The organism is Mycolicibacterium smegmatis (assembly GCF_001457595.1).
Classification (GTDB): Bacteria; Actinomycetota; Actinomycetes; order Mycobacteriales; family Mycobacteriaceae; genus Mycobacterium; species Mycobacterium smegmatis.
Genome location: NZ_LN831039.1, coordinates 670,900 through 685,795, shown reverse-complemented (window position 1 = coordinate 685,795; position 14,896 = coordinate 670,900). Strand labels below are relative to the sequence as shown.

The 14,896-nt window shown below is 62.6% G+C and carries 11 protein-coding genes and 3 pseudogenes; 5 read left to right on the top strand and 9 right to left on the bottom strand.

Annotated features, from left to right (window positions below):
- Nucleotides 1-267 precede the first annotated feature (267 nt).
- Nucleotides 268-564, top strand: coding sequence for a hypothetical protein (locus AT701_RS34550; protein ID WP_157892494.1), 297 nt, complete (start codon nt 268-270; stop codon nt 562-564).
- A gap of 262 nt (nt 565-826) precedes the next feature.
- Here the strand turns inward: AT701_RS34550 and AT701_RS02995 are convergent, their stop codons facing one another.
- Nucleotides 827-2,950, bottom strand: coding sequence for an oxidoreductase (locus AT701_RS02995; RefSeq protein WP_058127512.1), 2,124 nt, complete (start codon nt 2,948-2,950; stop codon nt 827-829).
- Nucleotides 2,951-3,834: 884 nt separating this feature from the next.
- On the bottom strand, nt 3,835-5,238 hold the full coding sequence (locus AT701_RS02990) for an IS1380-like element ISMsm11 family transposase (protein WP_058125128.1): 1,404 nt from the start codon (nt 5,236-5,238) through the stop codon (nt 3,835-3,837).
- 195 nt (nt 5,239-5,433) lie between these two features.
- Here AT701_RS02990 and AT701_RS02980 point away from each other — a divergent pair.
- Together AT701_RS02980 and AT701_RS02975 are read left to right on the top strand one after the other, a co-directional pair.
- Nucleotides 5,434-6,863 (top strand): annotated as a pseudogene (locus tag AT701_RS02980) (IS3 family transposase).
- A gap of 330 nt (nt 6,864-7,193) precedes the next feature.
- Nucleotides 7,194-8,438 carry an MFS transporter gene (locus AT701_RS02975; RefSeq protein ID WP_058125126.1) on the top strand — a complete coding sequence of 415 codons (1,245 nt, stop codon included), beginning with the start codon at nt 7,194-7,196 and terminating at the stop codon, nt 8,436-8,438.
- Between the two features lie 24 nt (nt 8,439-8,462).
- Here the strand turns inward: AT701_RS02975 and AT701_RS02970 are convergent, their stop codons facing one another.
- On the bottom strand, nt 8,463-9,689 hold the full coding sequence (locus AT701_RS02970; RefSeq protein ID WP_157892493.1) for a cytochrome P450: 1,227 nt from the start codon (nt 9,687-9,689) through the stop codon (nt 8,463-8,465).
- Nucleotides 9,690-10,003: 314 nt separating this feature from the next.
- On the opposite strand from AT701_RS02970, the gene AT701_RS02965 reads away from it, so the two are divergent.
- Nucleotides 10,004-10,432 carry an ester cyclase gene (locus tag AT701_RS02965; protein ID WP_157892492.1) on the top strand — a complete coding sequence of 143 codons (429 nt, stop codon included), beginning with the start codon at nt 10,004-10,006 and terminating at the stop codon, nt 10,430-10,432.
- A gap of 113 nt (nt 10,433-10,545) precedes the next feature.
- Here the strand turns inward: AT701_RS02965 and AT701_RS02960 are convergent.
- Together AT701_RS02960 and AT701_RS33970 are read right to left on the bottom strand one after the other, a co-directional pair.
- A pseudogene (locus AT701_RS02960) lies at nt 10,546-11,301 on the bottom strand (transposase); the annotation flags it as partial.
- Between the two features lie 32 nt (nt 11,302-11,333).
- Nucleotides 11,334-11,639: pseudogene (locus tag AT701_RS33970) on the bottom strand (integrase core domain-containing protein); the annotation flags it as partial.
- A gap of 32 nt (nt 11,640-11,671) precedes the next feature.
- Here AT701_RS33970 and AT701_RS02950 point away from each other — a divergent pair.
- Nucleotides 11,672-13,072 (top strand): IS30-like element ISMsm8 family transposase, encoded by a 1,401-nt coding sequence (locus AT701_RS02950; protein WP_011728521.1) that lies wholly within the window; start codon nt 11,672-11,674, stop codon nt 13,070-13,072.
- On the opposite strand, the gene AT701_RS34545 is transcribed toward AT701_RS02950, so the two are convergent.
- From AT701_RS34545 to AT701_RS02930, 4 genes are read right to left on the bottom strand one after another with little or no spacing between them, the layout of a single operon-like run.
- Nucleotides 12,969-13,613 carry a DDE-type integrase/transposase/recombinase gene (locus AT701_RS34545; protein ID WP_157892491.1) on the bottom strand — a complete coding sequence of 215 codons (645 nt, stop codon included), beginning with the start codon at nt 13,611-13,613 and terminating at the stop codon, nt 12,969-12,971. The two genes, AT701_RS02950 and AT701_RS34545, sit on opposite strands and share 104 nt — an antisense overlap.
- 32 nt (nt 13,614-13,645) lie before the next feature.
- The gene (locus tag AT701_RS35475) at nt 13,646-13,954 is read right to left on the bottom strand and encodes an IS3 family transposase (RefSeq protein ID WP_058125122.1); all 309 of its coding nucleotides are present in this window, start codon (nt 13,952-13,954) and stop codon (nt 13,646-13,648) included.
- A 40-nt stretch (nt 13,955-13,994) separates the two neighbouring features.
- Nucleotides 13,995-14,285 (bottom strand): hypothetical protein, encoded by a 291-nt coding sequence (locus AT701_RS02935; protein ID WP_058125121.1) that lies wholly within the window; start codon nt 14,283-14,285, stop codon nt 13,995-13,997.
- Complete coding sequence (locus tag AT701_RS02930; protein ID WP_014877232.1) at nt 14,285-14,713, bottom strand: transposase; 429 nt, start codon at nt 14,711-14,713, stop codon at nt 14,285-14,287. Before AT701_RS02930 ends, AT701_RS02935 begins: the two co-directional genes overlap by 1 nt.
- Nucleotides 14,714-14,896: the final 183 nt, after the last annotated feature.

Below are 14,896 nucleotides of genomic sequence, written 5' to 3'. Positions count from 1 at the left end.
TGAACGTCGTCCAGACGTAGGTGCCCCGTCAGGCACCGCGAGCCAAGTCGATGGACCTTCGGCGGCGGGAGGTGGGTCCTCCGCACCGACGCCGGAGATCTTCGATCAAGTTGGCCGCCAGGACCGCTGACAAGCTGTCGGCTCGCGGCTGAACGAGGCACGTACCACCGAGATCAGGACTGGCATGAGGTCGAGATTGAGATCGGACAGTCCCAGACCGATAGGGGTGAGATGTTGACTAACCGGACAAGCGACCACTCCTCAGGCGTGAATATCCGCCGTACCGCGGGAACACAGCCCGAGCGCAGGCCCCGCCTTGACGACTTCAACCGTGCATTACTGGATTTCGTGATCCAATGGCGCCGTTACGGCGGCCCGCCAGACGAGGAAACTCTGCCGCTCTTCGGCATTCGCGAGCGTGATGTACCGCAACGTGTCCAAACCATCGCCTCTGTGTGGCTACCCCAGGACATCAGGTTCGAGGATCGTTTGCGGATCGTGCGTGCCGTCGCAGCTGTTCAGTCCGCCCGCGGCACCAAACCACAGGCAGCCCTGAACGATTGACGAACTGTAGCGCAACGCGCGAGCCAGCCGCGGTCTCAGCCCTTCGAGGCCCATCAGCCGGCCGCGCGTCGAACCAAACATCGATCGTTCGATGTACTTGCGCCGCATACCGTGCCGCGCACACCCTCGCCCTGAGGCGTTTGGTAAACCCATTCAATGGTCGCCGCCAGGCGCCGCTTGCTCACGCAATCCTGCGCCCGGACGACCTCCCCATGCCAGATCCGGTTGTCAGTTTTTCTGGCGCTTATACCAAGGCATTTCGTCAAGCCCGCTGCACGGTCAGGAGCGGCAGTTCCCGGGCGATGGGGCGCTCACGCAGGTACGGCAACGGCATCGACGGGTCTTCGGAGTCGATTTCCCGCGCCAGGCGGTGCCCATCGAAGACTGACTCCGCAACGATTCGTGGCGCCACACAGTCCCCGATCCGGTAGACGCCCGTGATGCCCTCATCAGCAAGCTTTTCCGCGCCGAAGCCGTCGACGATACCGCGGTAGAGCGTTGTGTCGGAGACCCGTTGGGTCACAAGGACAACTGCGTCTGCCTCGATGAGTTTGGCGTCATCGGCTTCGGCGTAGGCGTAATGCGCCCACACGCCCTCCGCGGTGATGCGGGTGGGCACCATGGAGGCTGCGATGCTGACTCCCTGCGCGTAGAGCTTCTTGCGCAGATGGGTCGCTTCCAGCGTGTAGTGCGTGTAGGGCGCGAGCTCACCGAGGTGTGTCAGCACCGTGACCGACTTGCCTGCGGCTGAGAGCCGATCGGCCAACGCCGCGCCTACGTGGTATCCCTCTGCTTCGATGATCACCACGCGCTCACCGGGAACCGGCTTGTTGTCCACCATGATCTGCTCGGGGGTGAGAACGTGGGGCAACTCAGTGTCCGCACCCGGAATGCCGTTGCGGGTAACAGGTCCCAGTCCCTGGCCGGACCAATGTGCCCCTGATGCAATGACGACCAGACTGGCGCCATAATCGACGATGTCCTGGGGCGTCATCCGGGTGTTCGGGATAACGGTGACGTTGTCGAGCTTGTCGAACTGCGTCAACCGGTAGTCGATAACGCGACTCCATTCCCGCAGTCCCGGCAGATTGGCCACCCACTTCACGTGTCCACCGACCTCAGCATCTGCGTCGACTAGGTGCACGTTGCGCATACCGCGCTCTCCGAGCACCCGCGCACATTCCATGCCCGCGGGACCCGCTCCGACGATGAGCACGTCGTTCTCGGCGTTGGCGGCCTTAGAGAAGCGCTCGGGATGCCAGCCCCGACGGTATTCCTCGCCGGACGTGGCGTTCTGGGTGCACACGATCGGCGGTCCACCGTGCTCGAAACGGGACACACAGATGTTGCAACCGATGCATTCGCGGATGTCTTCGAGCCGGCCGGCCTTGATCTTCGCCGGCAGGAATGGGTCGGCGATCGAGGGCCGGGCGGCGCCGATGATGTCGAGCACGCCCTCGTTGATGACCCGGCACATCTCGTTCGGGTCGGTGAAGCGCCCGACCGCGACGACCGGTTTGCGTGTCGCTTGCTTGACCGATTTCACCCATTCCATCGCTCGGGCACTCTTGAAGAACCGCGACGGTGTCGCGTCATCTCCCCAGTCACTGCCGCCGATGTGCACATCCCACAGGTCGACCACCCCGTCACACATCTCCACGAAGGGCAGGACGTCTCGTTCGAGTAGGACGCCGTCTTCGCCGCGCATGGTGTCAGCTGAGAGCCGCACAGAGATAGCACAATCCGATCCGACGGCGGCGGAAATGCCCTCGACGACCTCACGCCACATACGCGCGCGATTGGCGAGCGAACCGCCGTATCCGTCGGTGCGCTTGTTGTAATGCGGTGAAAGGAACTGTTCGAGCAGACCTTCATGCCCACCGTAGATGCAGATGATGTCGAAACCCGCGTCGCGTGAGCGCAACGCCGCGTCCACATAGAATCCCTGAACCGCTTTGATGTCGTCGAGGTCCATCTCACGGCAGGGTGACATCGGGACGAGATCGCTGGCGATCTGAGACGGCGCCCGCTGGACTGCCCGAGACTCCATGCTCAGTCCGTGAATGCCTCCGTACCACAACTCGATACCTGCCAAGGCGCCGTTCTCGCGGACGGCCTCGGTCATGAGGGAGAGATTGGCCGCGTCATCGTCGTCCCAGAGGCGTGCCAGCACCATCGGCATCTGGTCGGCCTCGGGATGAATCGAGCACTCTTCGGTGCACACAGCGCCCCATCCGCCCTCGGCCTTCATTCCACGGAAGGCCGCCTGGGCGCGCGGTCGGATGACGCCGAAGCTGGTGCAGTGCGGGACCTGATAAAAGCGGTTCGGCAGCACCTTCGGGCCGATCGTTATGGGTTCGAACAAGATCGCGTGCCGCGGGTCCATCACCGTGATCACCTTCCTCTGAATCTATTCGCGTAGTGCCGGCCCGACGCGTGCTGTGTCCCTGGCTCTATCCTGCCCATCTGGCAGGTTTCTGCGGGTGAACGCGTCGATCTCGATACTTTCGGCGTCAGTTTTGCCGGGCTGGGCGTTCTGCCAGCTCGGCTCCGCGAGCCGAGGCGAACAGGGTAATACCGCCGTGTTGACAAAGATTGCTAGATATCCTTCCGCCGGCACACACGCGAAGTGTCAAGTGCTCAGCCACCCCCACCGACACTCCGTAAAGTGCCTGGTCCCCGACATAAGATGGTTGCCCCGGCAGGATCTACGGGCCCGATAGCGGCGGCAGGATTCAGAGCACGCCCACCCCGCTCGCTCCGTCCGTAACACATGCCGCCACCTCCGACTCATACGGCGACCGGTACACCAGACTGCCCGACCGAGGCACATACGAATGCGCCCGCTGCGGTGATACCGCGCGAGCGCAGGCCCTGGGTGTCAGGGTGAGTTGAGTCCACTGGTACTTAGCCTCGATCCACCGATGAATTGGCTGGTCGCAGGGTGTCGTGACGAGGAAAGTGCCTTCTGAGCTGTGATGATGAGTGTTCTCTAGGCACTTATCGGCACAACTTCGAAAGGCACTTCCGGTGAAAGTGTCCCATAGGTTCGCTGCGTCGTCGGCGGTCTTCGATGATGCCCATCTCGTGTCGTGCCCCTGGGTGTCAGGGTGAGTTGAGTCCACTGGTACTTAGCCTGAATCCGTGGAGCGGCCCTCCTTGAGGTGTCCGTGTGTGGTTTCTGCTGCGTTCGGTGTTGCGGGCATGCGGTAGTTGCTGGTCTGCCCAGCTTTTCCTGTGTGCTCCGGTTGGGCCTGTTCGGCGCGTTGGTCAGGTTGTTGCCGGTAGCGGTGGGCTGTATCCGATGGTGTTGCGCCACAACGTGAGCCAGTGCTCTGTCCAGGGCCAGTGCTCGGGGAGGTGCAGGATCGGTCGACGCTGGGGTCGGGCCAGACGGGCGGGAATGTTGACGATCTTGCGGCGCAGCGTCGCGCCGCGGGCAACCACGTGGGCACCTCCTGCGAGCACGCCGGCGGCGCGCAGCAGGTTGTGCGCGATCGCCGCGCACAACACCCACGCACTGTTGGCACCGAACTGTCCTGAGGGCATGTGGGCCAGGGGTCCGTCGATCAGATCGGCGAAGACGGTTTCGATGATCGCGTGCTGGCGGTGGGTGATGTCAGCCTCGGCGGTCGGCAAGTCTGTGTTGGTGAAGAACGGGTGATACCGCCACACCGGGAACAGCGCGTCCCGAAATCTCGCGTCTTTGACTCGCCGCACCACCAACCGCGCGGTGAACCGATCTTTGGTAGAGGCGAAGGCGGTGTAGCTGACCTCGGCGACCTCGGCATCAGAAATCCAGTCACCGGTGTCGGGATCACGCACTGCACCGGGATAGTTGACCGGCTCCCAGGCCTGCTCGTCGATCGAACTGATGGCCCGATCAACCGCGGTATTGCGGGTCATCACCACCGAGAAGTGCGCATTGTGGGCTCGGCAGGCGCCCACCACCGACCGGGTGCCGTAGGACGAATCGCCACGCACCAGCAGTTGCCCGCGCACGCCGGCGGCGCGGGCGGTGGCGATGGCTTGGGCGACCATGCGGCCCGCACCCTTCCCGGAACTGGTCTTACCGGCGCGCAGCCGCATCCCGGCGATCACCGGCGCCGCTCCGGGGGTGCTGATCGTCGTCGCCAACGGGGAGAGCCCTTTACGCAGAACCTGCTTACCAGCGATCTTGGTATGCCCGTAGGAGGCACCCTGTTTGGCGTGGCCATAGACCGGGCGCAGCAGTGAGTCGATGTCGATGAACGCCCCCGTGTCGGATCCGGGCAGCAGGTCCACCCGCGCACAGAGTGCGGCCAGATGATGACGCAGGACCGACTCCAACTGCCGGGCGTGTCCGAAGGTGAACTCCCGCAACAAAGTACCAACAGTTGACGGTGCATACACACCGCCAAAGAGTGTCTTCATGCCACCGGCGCGAACCAAGTCGAGGTCATCGATGCTGTCCGCGCCGACACACATGCCGGCGATCACCGTGGTCAGCTTCGGGGACGGATTCGCCGAGCCGGATTTGATCTTCGGTGCCGGAATGGAAATCTTGTCGGCCAACAACTTCGGTAGTCCGGTCTGGGCCGCCAACGTCATCACCGGCACCAGCCCGGCGCACGACACGAGATGGGCATCATCGAAGACCGCCGACGACACGGCGAACCTATGGGACACTTTCACCGGAAGTGCCTTTCGAAGTTGTGCCGATAAGTGCCTAGAGAACACTCATCATCACAGCTCAGAAGGCACTTTCCTCGTCACGACACCCTGCGACCAGCCAATTCATCGGTGGATCGAGGCTTAGCAACTTAGCAACTTGGCAACTTGGCTTGATCTCGGGGCGAGAACGGAATCACCTGAACCATGACGACGACGATGGCTGCTGTGCGCGAGACTGGAGCGGTGGCACCTTCACCGCGATCTGATGGCCCGCGCCGGCGGCGCTCGATTTCTCCGGCGCAGAAGCTGGCCCACCTGGATGCCTATGAGCAGGCCTGTACGACCAACGATGGTGGGGCGTACCTGCGCGGTGAGGGGTTGTATTCCTCGCAGATCGCCGAGTGGCGCAAACAACGCGATGCTGGGGTGTTGGAAGGCAAGGCACCTGGGGAGAAGGTCGGTAAACTCACCCGCGAGCAGGCCGAGATCGCCCGCCTGAAAAAGGAACTCGCCCAGGCCAATAATCGGCTGGCGACCACCGAGGCTGCCCTGGGGATCATGGGAAAAGCACACGCGCTCTTGGAGTCTCTCTCCGAGAGCGCGGACACCGACACGCCGCCGACCAAGCGCTGATGGATGCCTACAACGATCTGCGGGATATCCAGATTCCGACCCGCAAGGCCGCGGAGGTGACCGGCATGCACCGCTCGACGGCCACTCGACGCGCCAAACCCGCGCCGGCGCCTGCCGATCGGGCACCACGACCGGTCCCGGTCAACAAGCTCACCGAGTCCGAATGCGCCCGGGTGGTTGAGGTGCTCAACAGTGCCCGGTTCGTCGATGCCGCGCCGATGCAGGTGTGGGCCACGTTGCTCGATGAAGGCAGCTACCTGTGTTCGGTGTCGACGATGTACCGCGTCCTCAATGCCAACAAGCTGGTCAAGGAGCGCCGTCGGCTGGCCCGGCACCGCAAAGCGGTCTGCCCGGAACTGGTGGCCACCGCGCCGCGGCAGGTGTATTCGTGGGACATCACCAAACTGGCCGGCCCGGTCAAAGGGGTCTACTACGACGCCTACGTGATGATCGACATTTACTCGCGTTACATCGTCGGGGTCCATGTGCACGCCCGCGAATGCGGCCAGCTGGCCAAGGAGATGATGGAACAGATCTTCGGCACCTACGGCATCCCACACGTCGTGCACGCTGATCGGGGCACCTCGATGACCAGCAACACCGTCGCCGGACTGCTCTCGGATCTGGGCGTCATCCGCTCGCATTCGCGGCCCAAGGTATCCAACGACAACCCCTTCAGCGAGTCCTGGTTCAAGACCTTGAAGTATGCGCCGGCGTTCCCGGAACGCTTCGAATCCATCCATCACGCGAGGGATTTCATGGACCGATTCGTGCAGTGGTACAACCATGAACACCGCCACAGCGGCATCGGGCTGCACACACCCGCCGATGTGTTCTACGGCCTCGCCGGCGGGAAAGACACCCAGCGCCGAGCCGTGCTCGCCGACGCCAGGGCGCGCCACCCACGCCGATTCGGCCGCGACACCGCACCCAAGGTCATCGACCTACCTGAATCCGCGGCGATCAACCCACCCAAACCGGCCGAACAGGAGACCGAAACGGAAGCCGCTTAACACCCACTGGACTCAAACACATTAACAAATTCCGGAACAGTTGCCAATGTGTCTATCGACGAGCGGCCGCAGCTAAATCCCCTGACAGTAGTGGTGCATGCGCTGCGCGCCGTGACACAAGGCACTTGAGGCGCGGCTGCTTGCTGTCCATGCTGCGCAGAGACTTGACGACGTGTCTCGGCCTCACGCGAATGTCTCTGACAGTCCGCTGATGGAAAGGTGACGCCTTGGCATAGCAACCTTTAACCGAATAGCCGGTGCGCGTAGGTTGAGATGTAACCGAGGTGGCCACCGCGCAGAAAACTTTGGACCGAGGCGCGGAGGATTGGTATGTCGAACAACAGGTGGGTTAACTTGTCCGCCGCATATCTGGCGCTCGTGGCCGGGTTCCTGCCGTATGTCGGATGGAGCCCCAGCTTGGGCGCCATCAGCGAGGACCTCGGTTTGAGTTACTCGCAAGCCGGAGGCATCTCTTCTGTCACCGGTCTTGTCGCCGGAGTGATGATTCTTCTCGGTGGTGTCATCGCCACTCGCTGGGGCAGCAAAAACGTGATCGCCTCAGGTTTGGCCGCCGGCGTTATCGCGCAGGTGGTCTTCGCCTTCTCGGATGGGTTCGCGATGGTCACAGTCGCCAGGATTCTCGCCGGAATCGCGGTGGGATTCCTATGGGTTGCTACCTACACCATGGCGGTGGGCTGGTTCCGAGAAAGCAAACAGGTCGGACGCGCTGTCGGCATCATGATGTCAGGGGACGGAGTAGGCGCAGTCTTGGGTCTCTTCGCTTTCTCCGCGATTTTGAGCGCCTTCGGCTGGCGGATGGGTTTGAACGTGCAGGCCTTGTGTCTGGCCGCCGTGCTTCTCCTCGTTCTCTTCGTCTCCAAGAATGCACCGCCAGTTCAAGAGGACCTGGTCCGAGTTGGGGCCGGCAATCCGGGTCTGCAAACGATGCGACCGGAGCAGTCACCCGTTCGGTCCCTACTCAACCGAAATGTATTGTCAGCAACGATCTTCTGGATCGGCGGCGTCGGCCTGTTTTCCGCAATCGCGAGTTGGATGCCGGCCGTCCTTGTCGAGAATGCTGGTTTCACGGAGGCCGTGGCAGGCCTTGTCACCGCTCTTTTCTCGATCGCCGGCATGGCCGCTGCATTCGGTGGCCCGATCGTCGCGGAGCGTCTCGGCAGCAAAAAGCGTGTCATCTTGCTGGGTGGGATCGTGACGGTAGCCGCAGTCGCTGTCATGACACTGTCCATTGCGGTGGACAACTACCTCCTGGTCGCACTCTGCATTCCGATACTCGGGCTTGGTGTGTACGCGGGCGAACCACTGATTCTGGCAGAGGCAGTCGAGTCGGTTCGCGCAGAACATTCAGGTGTGGTGAACGGCGTTGTACTCGGCGTCCCCTGGATCGTCAGTGGTTTTGCGTACCCATACATCGTGGGACTTGTCAAAGACGCCACGGGCAGCTTCACCGGCGGGTTCGTCGCGGTTACCGTCGCGACTCTTTTCCTGTGCGCCATTTCGCCAGTGTTCATCAAGGAGCGCGAACCGGTCGTGATGAACAACAGTGGCGATTGATGCGTATGGCCGACGAACGCCCGGTCAGAAGGTCAGTTGAAGATCCATGGTTCTCCATTGCCGTGCATGTTGAATGCTGTTGTACTCGGGCTTGCCGATGAGTTCGATCCGCGCGCAGCGGTCGACCACCGCCGTCAGGATGGCCTCGGTTTCCTGCCGTGCCAGGACTTGCCCCATACACGCGTGCAGTCCAGCGGCAAAGGCGAGATGCGGACTGCCCTGAACCGAGCGGTGATAATCGAACCGGTCCGGGTCTGGGAACACACGCTCGTCGCGATTGGCAGATGCGAGCAACACGTATACCGTCGTGCCGGCCGGGATGACAGTGCCGGACGCGTCGAGATCCTCAAGCAACAGACGCGTCACCCCAACCTCCGGCGTGACAAACCGGAGCAGTTCGTTCACGACCTTGGGACGGACTGCGGCATCGTCACGAAAAGCGGCGAAAAGCTCGGGGTCCGAGGCCATGCGCTCCAATCCGTGCGCAGCGAGGTTGGCGGGCGAGAACTGACCGGCTGCCAAGAAGAGCAGTACGTTCGCCGTAACTTCCCGCCGGGTTATCTCACCACGCTCCTCGACCGCGAGATAGGTGGCGACAACGCCCGCTCGGGCCTCTCGGTGCGCTCGCTCGATCACCTCGTCGCAGTGGTTTGTCAGCCACTCACTGCCCTCGGCGCCGGCCCGAAGGTCGTCTTCGCTGGCAACAAGGCCGAAGCCACGAGCAAACTGATACGTGTAGTAACGAACTTCATCTGCATGCTCAGCAGGGATACCCAGGATGGCGCACGTCGTTGCATACGTTGGGACGACACATAATTCACGTACAGCCTCGACCTGACCGGAAGGCTTCGACGCCGAAAGTGCCTGGTGGACCACGGATGCGGTGGTGGCCATCCAGTTGCGTATCGACTTGGGGGTGAAGTGGCTGTTCACAAGTCGTCGGTGAAAGGTGTGAGCAGGCGCGTCCATACCGACAAGGGAGGAGTGGAGGATATCGAAAGCACCGAAATCGACCTGCTGCACCGAGCTCACCGTGTGGCGCAAAGCCGCGGAGACGTCTTCGTACCGCGAGAGTACGTACGTGCCGTCATCCAGCCTGAGAACTGGAAATTCATCGCGGAGCCGACGGAAGTGTGGATACGGCTTGTCCAGGAGCTCCGGGTGATAGAACGGCAAGAGCTCCGTCTGATCTGGCATCGCTGGAAGTCCTGTGCTGGAACGGCTCTCGTGCGGCGGTGTGATGGATGTCATGTAGGAAGTTTCCAGTCCATCGAGCGCAGTGACACTAGACGAAGTGCCATGGCATGGCCTTATGAACTTGACGCCTTGTCGCCCGCTCGGCGCCCCAATCGGAGCCCAAAGTTTCCGTGATCTCATTCTGCGGGGGACCGATAGTGACGGAGTGTCGGCTGTTTGCCCCAAGCTTGTGACAGTCGGTTGCTAAGACCCAGAAGACGACGGTCCTACGTTTGTTCCTAGTCCGCACAACAACTTCCACAGCGCAGTCATGTGTCAGGGGTCACTGGCCCTCTGGCAGTTCGGCTCCGGCATTCAAGGAGAACAAATTGAGCACTGCACCGGTCCTACGCCAACTGGCCGAGGCCTTCAATGCCGGTGACTGGCCGAAACTTCGCCAGATGGTGAGCGACGATGTCGTCGTTGTGGACATTGCGTCAGGAAGCGAAATTAGCACGGGTGCAGACGCCTTCGTTCGGGGCGACCAGAACTGGCGTAACGCATTCTCAGATTTTGCAGTCGAGATACTGGCCGTGGTGGGGGATTCCACACACGCAGCGGGAGACTTCATCTTGCGGGGCACTCATACCGGCCCGATGCCGACACCGTGGGGTGAGGTTGCCGCCACGGGTCGCAAAGTCGAACTACCGTTTGCGATGTTCTGTGAGGTCGCCGACGGCAAAGTCACAGTGATTCGTGACCACTACAACCCGACGTTGGCGATGTCTCAGATCGGAGTCGAACCCACCGCGATCTGAGGTGGATCCGCGGTGTGCGGGGTGTTCCATCCCGCCCGCGTCAGCCGTGTGAGATTCTCGGCCTGAGAAGGCCCGCCTGCGGAATTTGTCAAGGTGTTTGAGTCCAGTGGGTGTTAAGCGGCTTCCGTTTCGGTCTCCTGTTCGGCCGGTTTGGGTGGGTTGATCGCCGCGGATTCAGGTAGGTCGATGACCTTGGGTGCGGTGTCGCGGCCGAATCGGCGTGGGTGGCGCGCCCTGGCGTCGGCGAGCACGGCTCGGCGCTGGGTGTCTTTCCCGCCGGCGAGGCCGTAGAACACATCGGCGGGTGTGTGCAGCCCGATGCCGCTGTGGCGGTGTTCATGGTTGTACCACTGCACGAATCGGTCCATGAAATCCCTCGCGTGATGGATGGATTCGAAGCGTTCCGGGAACGCCGGCGCATACTTCAAGGTCTTGAACCAGGACTCGCTGTAGGGGTTGTCGTTGGATACCTTGGGCCGCGAATGCGAGCGGATGACGCCCAGATCCGAGAGCAGTCCGGCGACGGTGTTGCTGGTCATCGAGGTGCCCCGATCAGCGTGCACGACGTGTGGGATGCCGTAGGTGCCGAAGATCTGTTCCATCATCTCCTTGGCCAGCTGGCCGCATTCGCGGGCGTGCACATGGACCCCGACGATGTAACGCGAGTAAATGTCGATCATCACGTAGGCGTCGTAGTAGACCCCTTTGACCGGGCCGGCCAGTTTGGTGATGTCCCACGAATACACCTGCCGCGGCGCGGTGGCCACCAGTTCCGGGCAGACCGCTTTGCGGTGCCGGGCCAGCCGACGGCGCTCCTTGACCAGCTTGTTGGCATTGAGGACGCGGTACATCGTCGACACCGAACACAGGGGTCTGCTGCACGATCAGGTGACAGTTTCGGTCACGCGGCCTGACTGGCCGGTGTGGTCATGATTGCTTCGAATTCAATCGGGGTCAACCGCCCGAGGCCGGACTGTCGGCGGCGCCGATGGTAGGTGCGTTCGATCCAGGTGACGATCGCGATCCGCAGCTGTTCACGGGTGTCCCAGCGGCGGCGGTCCAGCACGTTCTTCTGCAGCAGGCTAAAGAAGCTCTCCATGGCGGCGTTGTCGCCGGCGGCCCCGACACGGCCCATGGAGCCGACCATCTCGTGGTGACTCAATGCGTGCACGAATTTCCTTGACCGGAACTGGGCGGATTCAACTGATCGTCGCAACACCTCGATTATGGAGGTGTGGAATGGGTGTGTTGGATCGGCAGCGGGCGGTTCGGTTGTATCGGGGACAGATTCCGTCTCCGGGTCGGCCGTCGGTGGCGTGGCGTCAGGATCGGGTGAGGTTCTGGGCGGCGATCGCTGCGGGGGCTATGACTGAGGACGCCGCTGCCGAAGCGGGCGTGTCGTCGCCGGTTGGGTTCCGCTGGTTCCGTCACGCTGGTGGAGTGAATCCATGCTTGCCAGAAACAGTTTCGGGACGTTACCTGTCCTCGGATGAACGTGAGAACATCGCGTTGTGGCGCGCCCAGGGCGCCGGGGTGCGTGAGATCGCCCGGCGGCTCAAGCGTGCACCGTCGACCATCTCACGGGAGTTGCGCCGCAATGCCTCGACCCGCACCTATCGACTCGACTATAAGGCCTCCACTGCGCAGTGGCACGCCGAGCGGCGCGCCCGCCGCCCCAAGACCGCCAAGCTCGTTAGCAACGACCGGCTGCGTCAGTACGTCCAGGACAAACTGTCCGGCGTCGTTCGCGGCGCTGATGGCCAGGTCATCGTCGGTCCCGCCGCCGCCCCGTGGAAGGGACGCAACAAGCCGCACCGGGGTGATCGGGCCTGGGTGCAGGCATGGAGTCCAGAACAGATCGCTCGACGGCTCCCGCTGGACTTCCCCGATGATGTGACTATGCGGATCAGCCACGAGGCCATCTATCAAGCGCTGTACGTCGAATCTCGCGGTGCGCTGAAGCGGGATCTGGTCAGCTGCCTGCGCCGAGGCCGGGCACTGCGGGTACCGCGGGCACGAACGCGGTCCAAGGCGTGGGCCCATGTCACCCCTGAGACGTTGATCAGCCAACGCCCACCCGAGGTCGATGATCGCGCTGTTCCCGGACATTGGGAGGGTGATCTCCTGATTGGCTTGCAGCGCAGTGCAATCGGCACGCTGGTCGAGCGCAGCAGCCGGTTCACCATGCTGGTCCATCTGCCACGTGAAGTTGGTTACGGGATAATTCCGCGGACCAAGAACGGGCCGGCGTTGGCCGGCTATGGCGCCATCACGATGGCCAACGCTCTGGAACAGACGATCACCACGTTGCCCGCGCAACTGCGTCGGTCGTTGACCTGGGACCGGGGCAAGGAACTGTCGGCGCACGCCCAGTTCTCGGTCGCCTCCGGAGTCAAGGTGTTCTTCGCTGATCCGAAGAGTCCGTGGCAGCGCGGTACCAATGAGAACACCAATGGCCTGTTACGCCAATACTTTCCAAAAGGGACCGACCTCTCAAGATGGTCGGCCGAGGACGTGGCAGCGATCGCCCATACCCTCAACACCAGGCCGCGGAAAACCCTCGGCTGGCGCACTCCCGCGGAAGCCTTCGCCGAACACCTACACTCACTTCATCAAGCCGGTGTTGCGACCACCGATTGAATCCGCCCTGAGATCCGCGATCCGAGTGCAGAATGCACCCTGCGACATCTCGGCGTCGGGCCACCGCGCTGTGTAGTGCCCGGATGGCCAGTTGTGACTTCATCCGGTCATCGATGCTGTAGCCGACGATCCGGTTGGAGAACACGTCCTTGATCGCACAGAGGTAGAGCTTGCCCTCTCCGGTGCGGTGCTCAGTGATGTCACTGAGCCACAACTGATTTGGCTCCTGCGCGGTGAAGTCGCGTTCGACAAGATCATCGTGCACCGGCGGGCCGACCTTGCCGTTCTTGCCGCGCTTCTTGCCGAACACGCTCCACAACCGATTCTGTGAGCAGATCCGCCAAGCCGTGCGCTCGGCCATCGTCTCGCCAGCGTCGCGGGCCTCCTCGACCAGGTAGCGGTAGCCGAACTCGGGATCGTCGCGGTGGGCGTCGAACAGGGCGTTGGCGCGATATGCCTCGATGATCTCCGCATCAGTAATCGGATTGGCGCGCCAACGGTAGTACGGCTGGCGGGCGAGCTTGAGGACCCGGCACGTCACCGCGACGGGGATCCCGTCGGCGGCGAGCTCACTTACGAGCGGGTAGAGCCTTTTCCCGGGAGGTTGGCCTGTGACAGATAGGCCGTGGCCCGGCGCAGGACCTCGTTCTCCTGCTCGAGCAGCTTGATCCGCCGCCGGGCCTCACGCAGCTCAGCAGACTCGCCGGTGCTCTTGCCAGGCGTGGCGCCTTCGTCGATATCAGCCTGGCGCATCCACTTGTGCAAGGTCATCGGATGGACACCGAAATCGGTGGCGATCTGCTCGATCGTCACCCCGTCATCGCGGTTGCGAGCCACGCGCACGACATCATCGCGGAACTCACGGGGGTAGGGCCTTGCCATGGGGACATCCTTCCAGCCTGCCCACGCTGGGCAAGCCAACTCAGATGTCACCTATTCGTGCAGCAGACCCCAGGTAGCTGCCTTCATCGAGCAACGTGGCCCACACCTGCATCGGCGCGGCATCGACGAACCGGGCACTGTTGAGCACCTCAACCACCCGGGCGCATTCGGACTCGGTGAGCTTGTTGACCGGGACCGGTCGTGGTGCCCGATCGGCAGGCGCCGGCGCGGGTTTGGCGCGTCGAGTGGCCGTCGAGCGGTGCATGCCGGTCACCTCCGCGGCCTTGCGGGTCGGAATCTGGATATCCCGCAGATCGTTGTAGGCATCCATCAGCGCTTGGTCGGCGGCGTGTCGGTGTCCGCGCTCTCGGAGAGAGACTCCAAGAGCGCGTGTGCTTTTCCCATGATCCCCAGGGCAGCCTCGGTGGTCGCCAGCCGATTATTGGCCTGGGCGAGTTCCTTTTTCAGGCGGGCGATCTCGGCCTGCTCGCGGGTGAGTTTACCGACCTTCTCCCCAGGTGCCTTGCCTTCCAACACCCCAGCATCGCGTTGTTTGCGCCACTCGGCGATCTGCGAGGAATACAACCCCTCACCGCGCAGGTACGCCCCACCATCGTTGGTCGTACAGGCCTGCTCATAGGCATCCAGGTGGGCCAGCTTCTGCGCCGGAGAAATCGAGCGCCGCCGGCGCGGGCCATCAGATCGCGGTGAAGGTGCCACCGCTCCAGTCTCGCGCACAGCAGCCATCGTCGTCGTCATGGTTCAGGTGATTCCGTTCTCGCCCCGAGATCAAGCCAAGTTGCCAAGTTGCTAAGCCTCGATCCGTGGATCGACCCTGTTGAGGTGTCTCGGGACTGATTTTTGCCGTGCTGTGGGCCGTGGGCGGCGTGTAGCCGCTGGTCTGCCCAGCTTTTCCTATGGCGTTTCGGTCGGGCCTTGCGG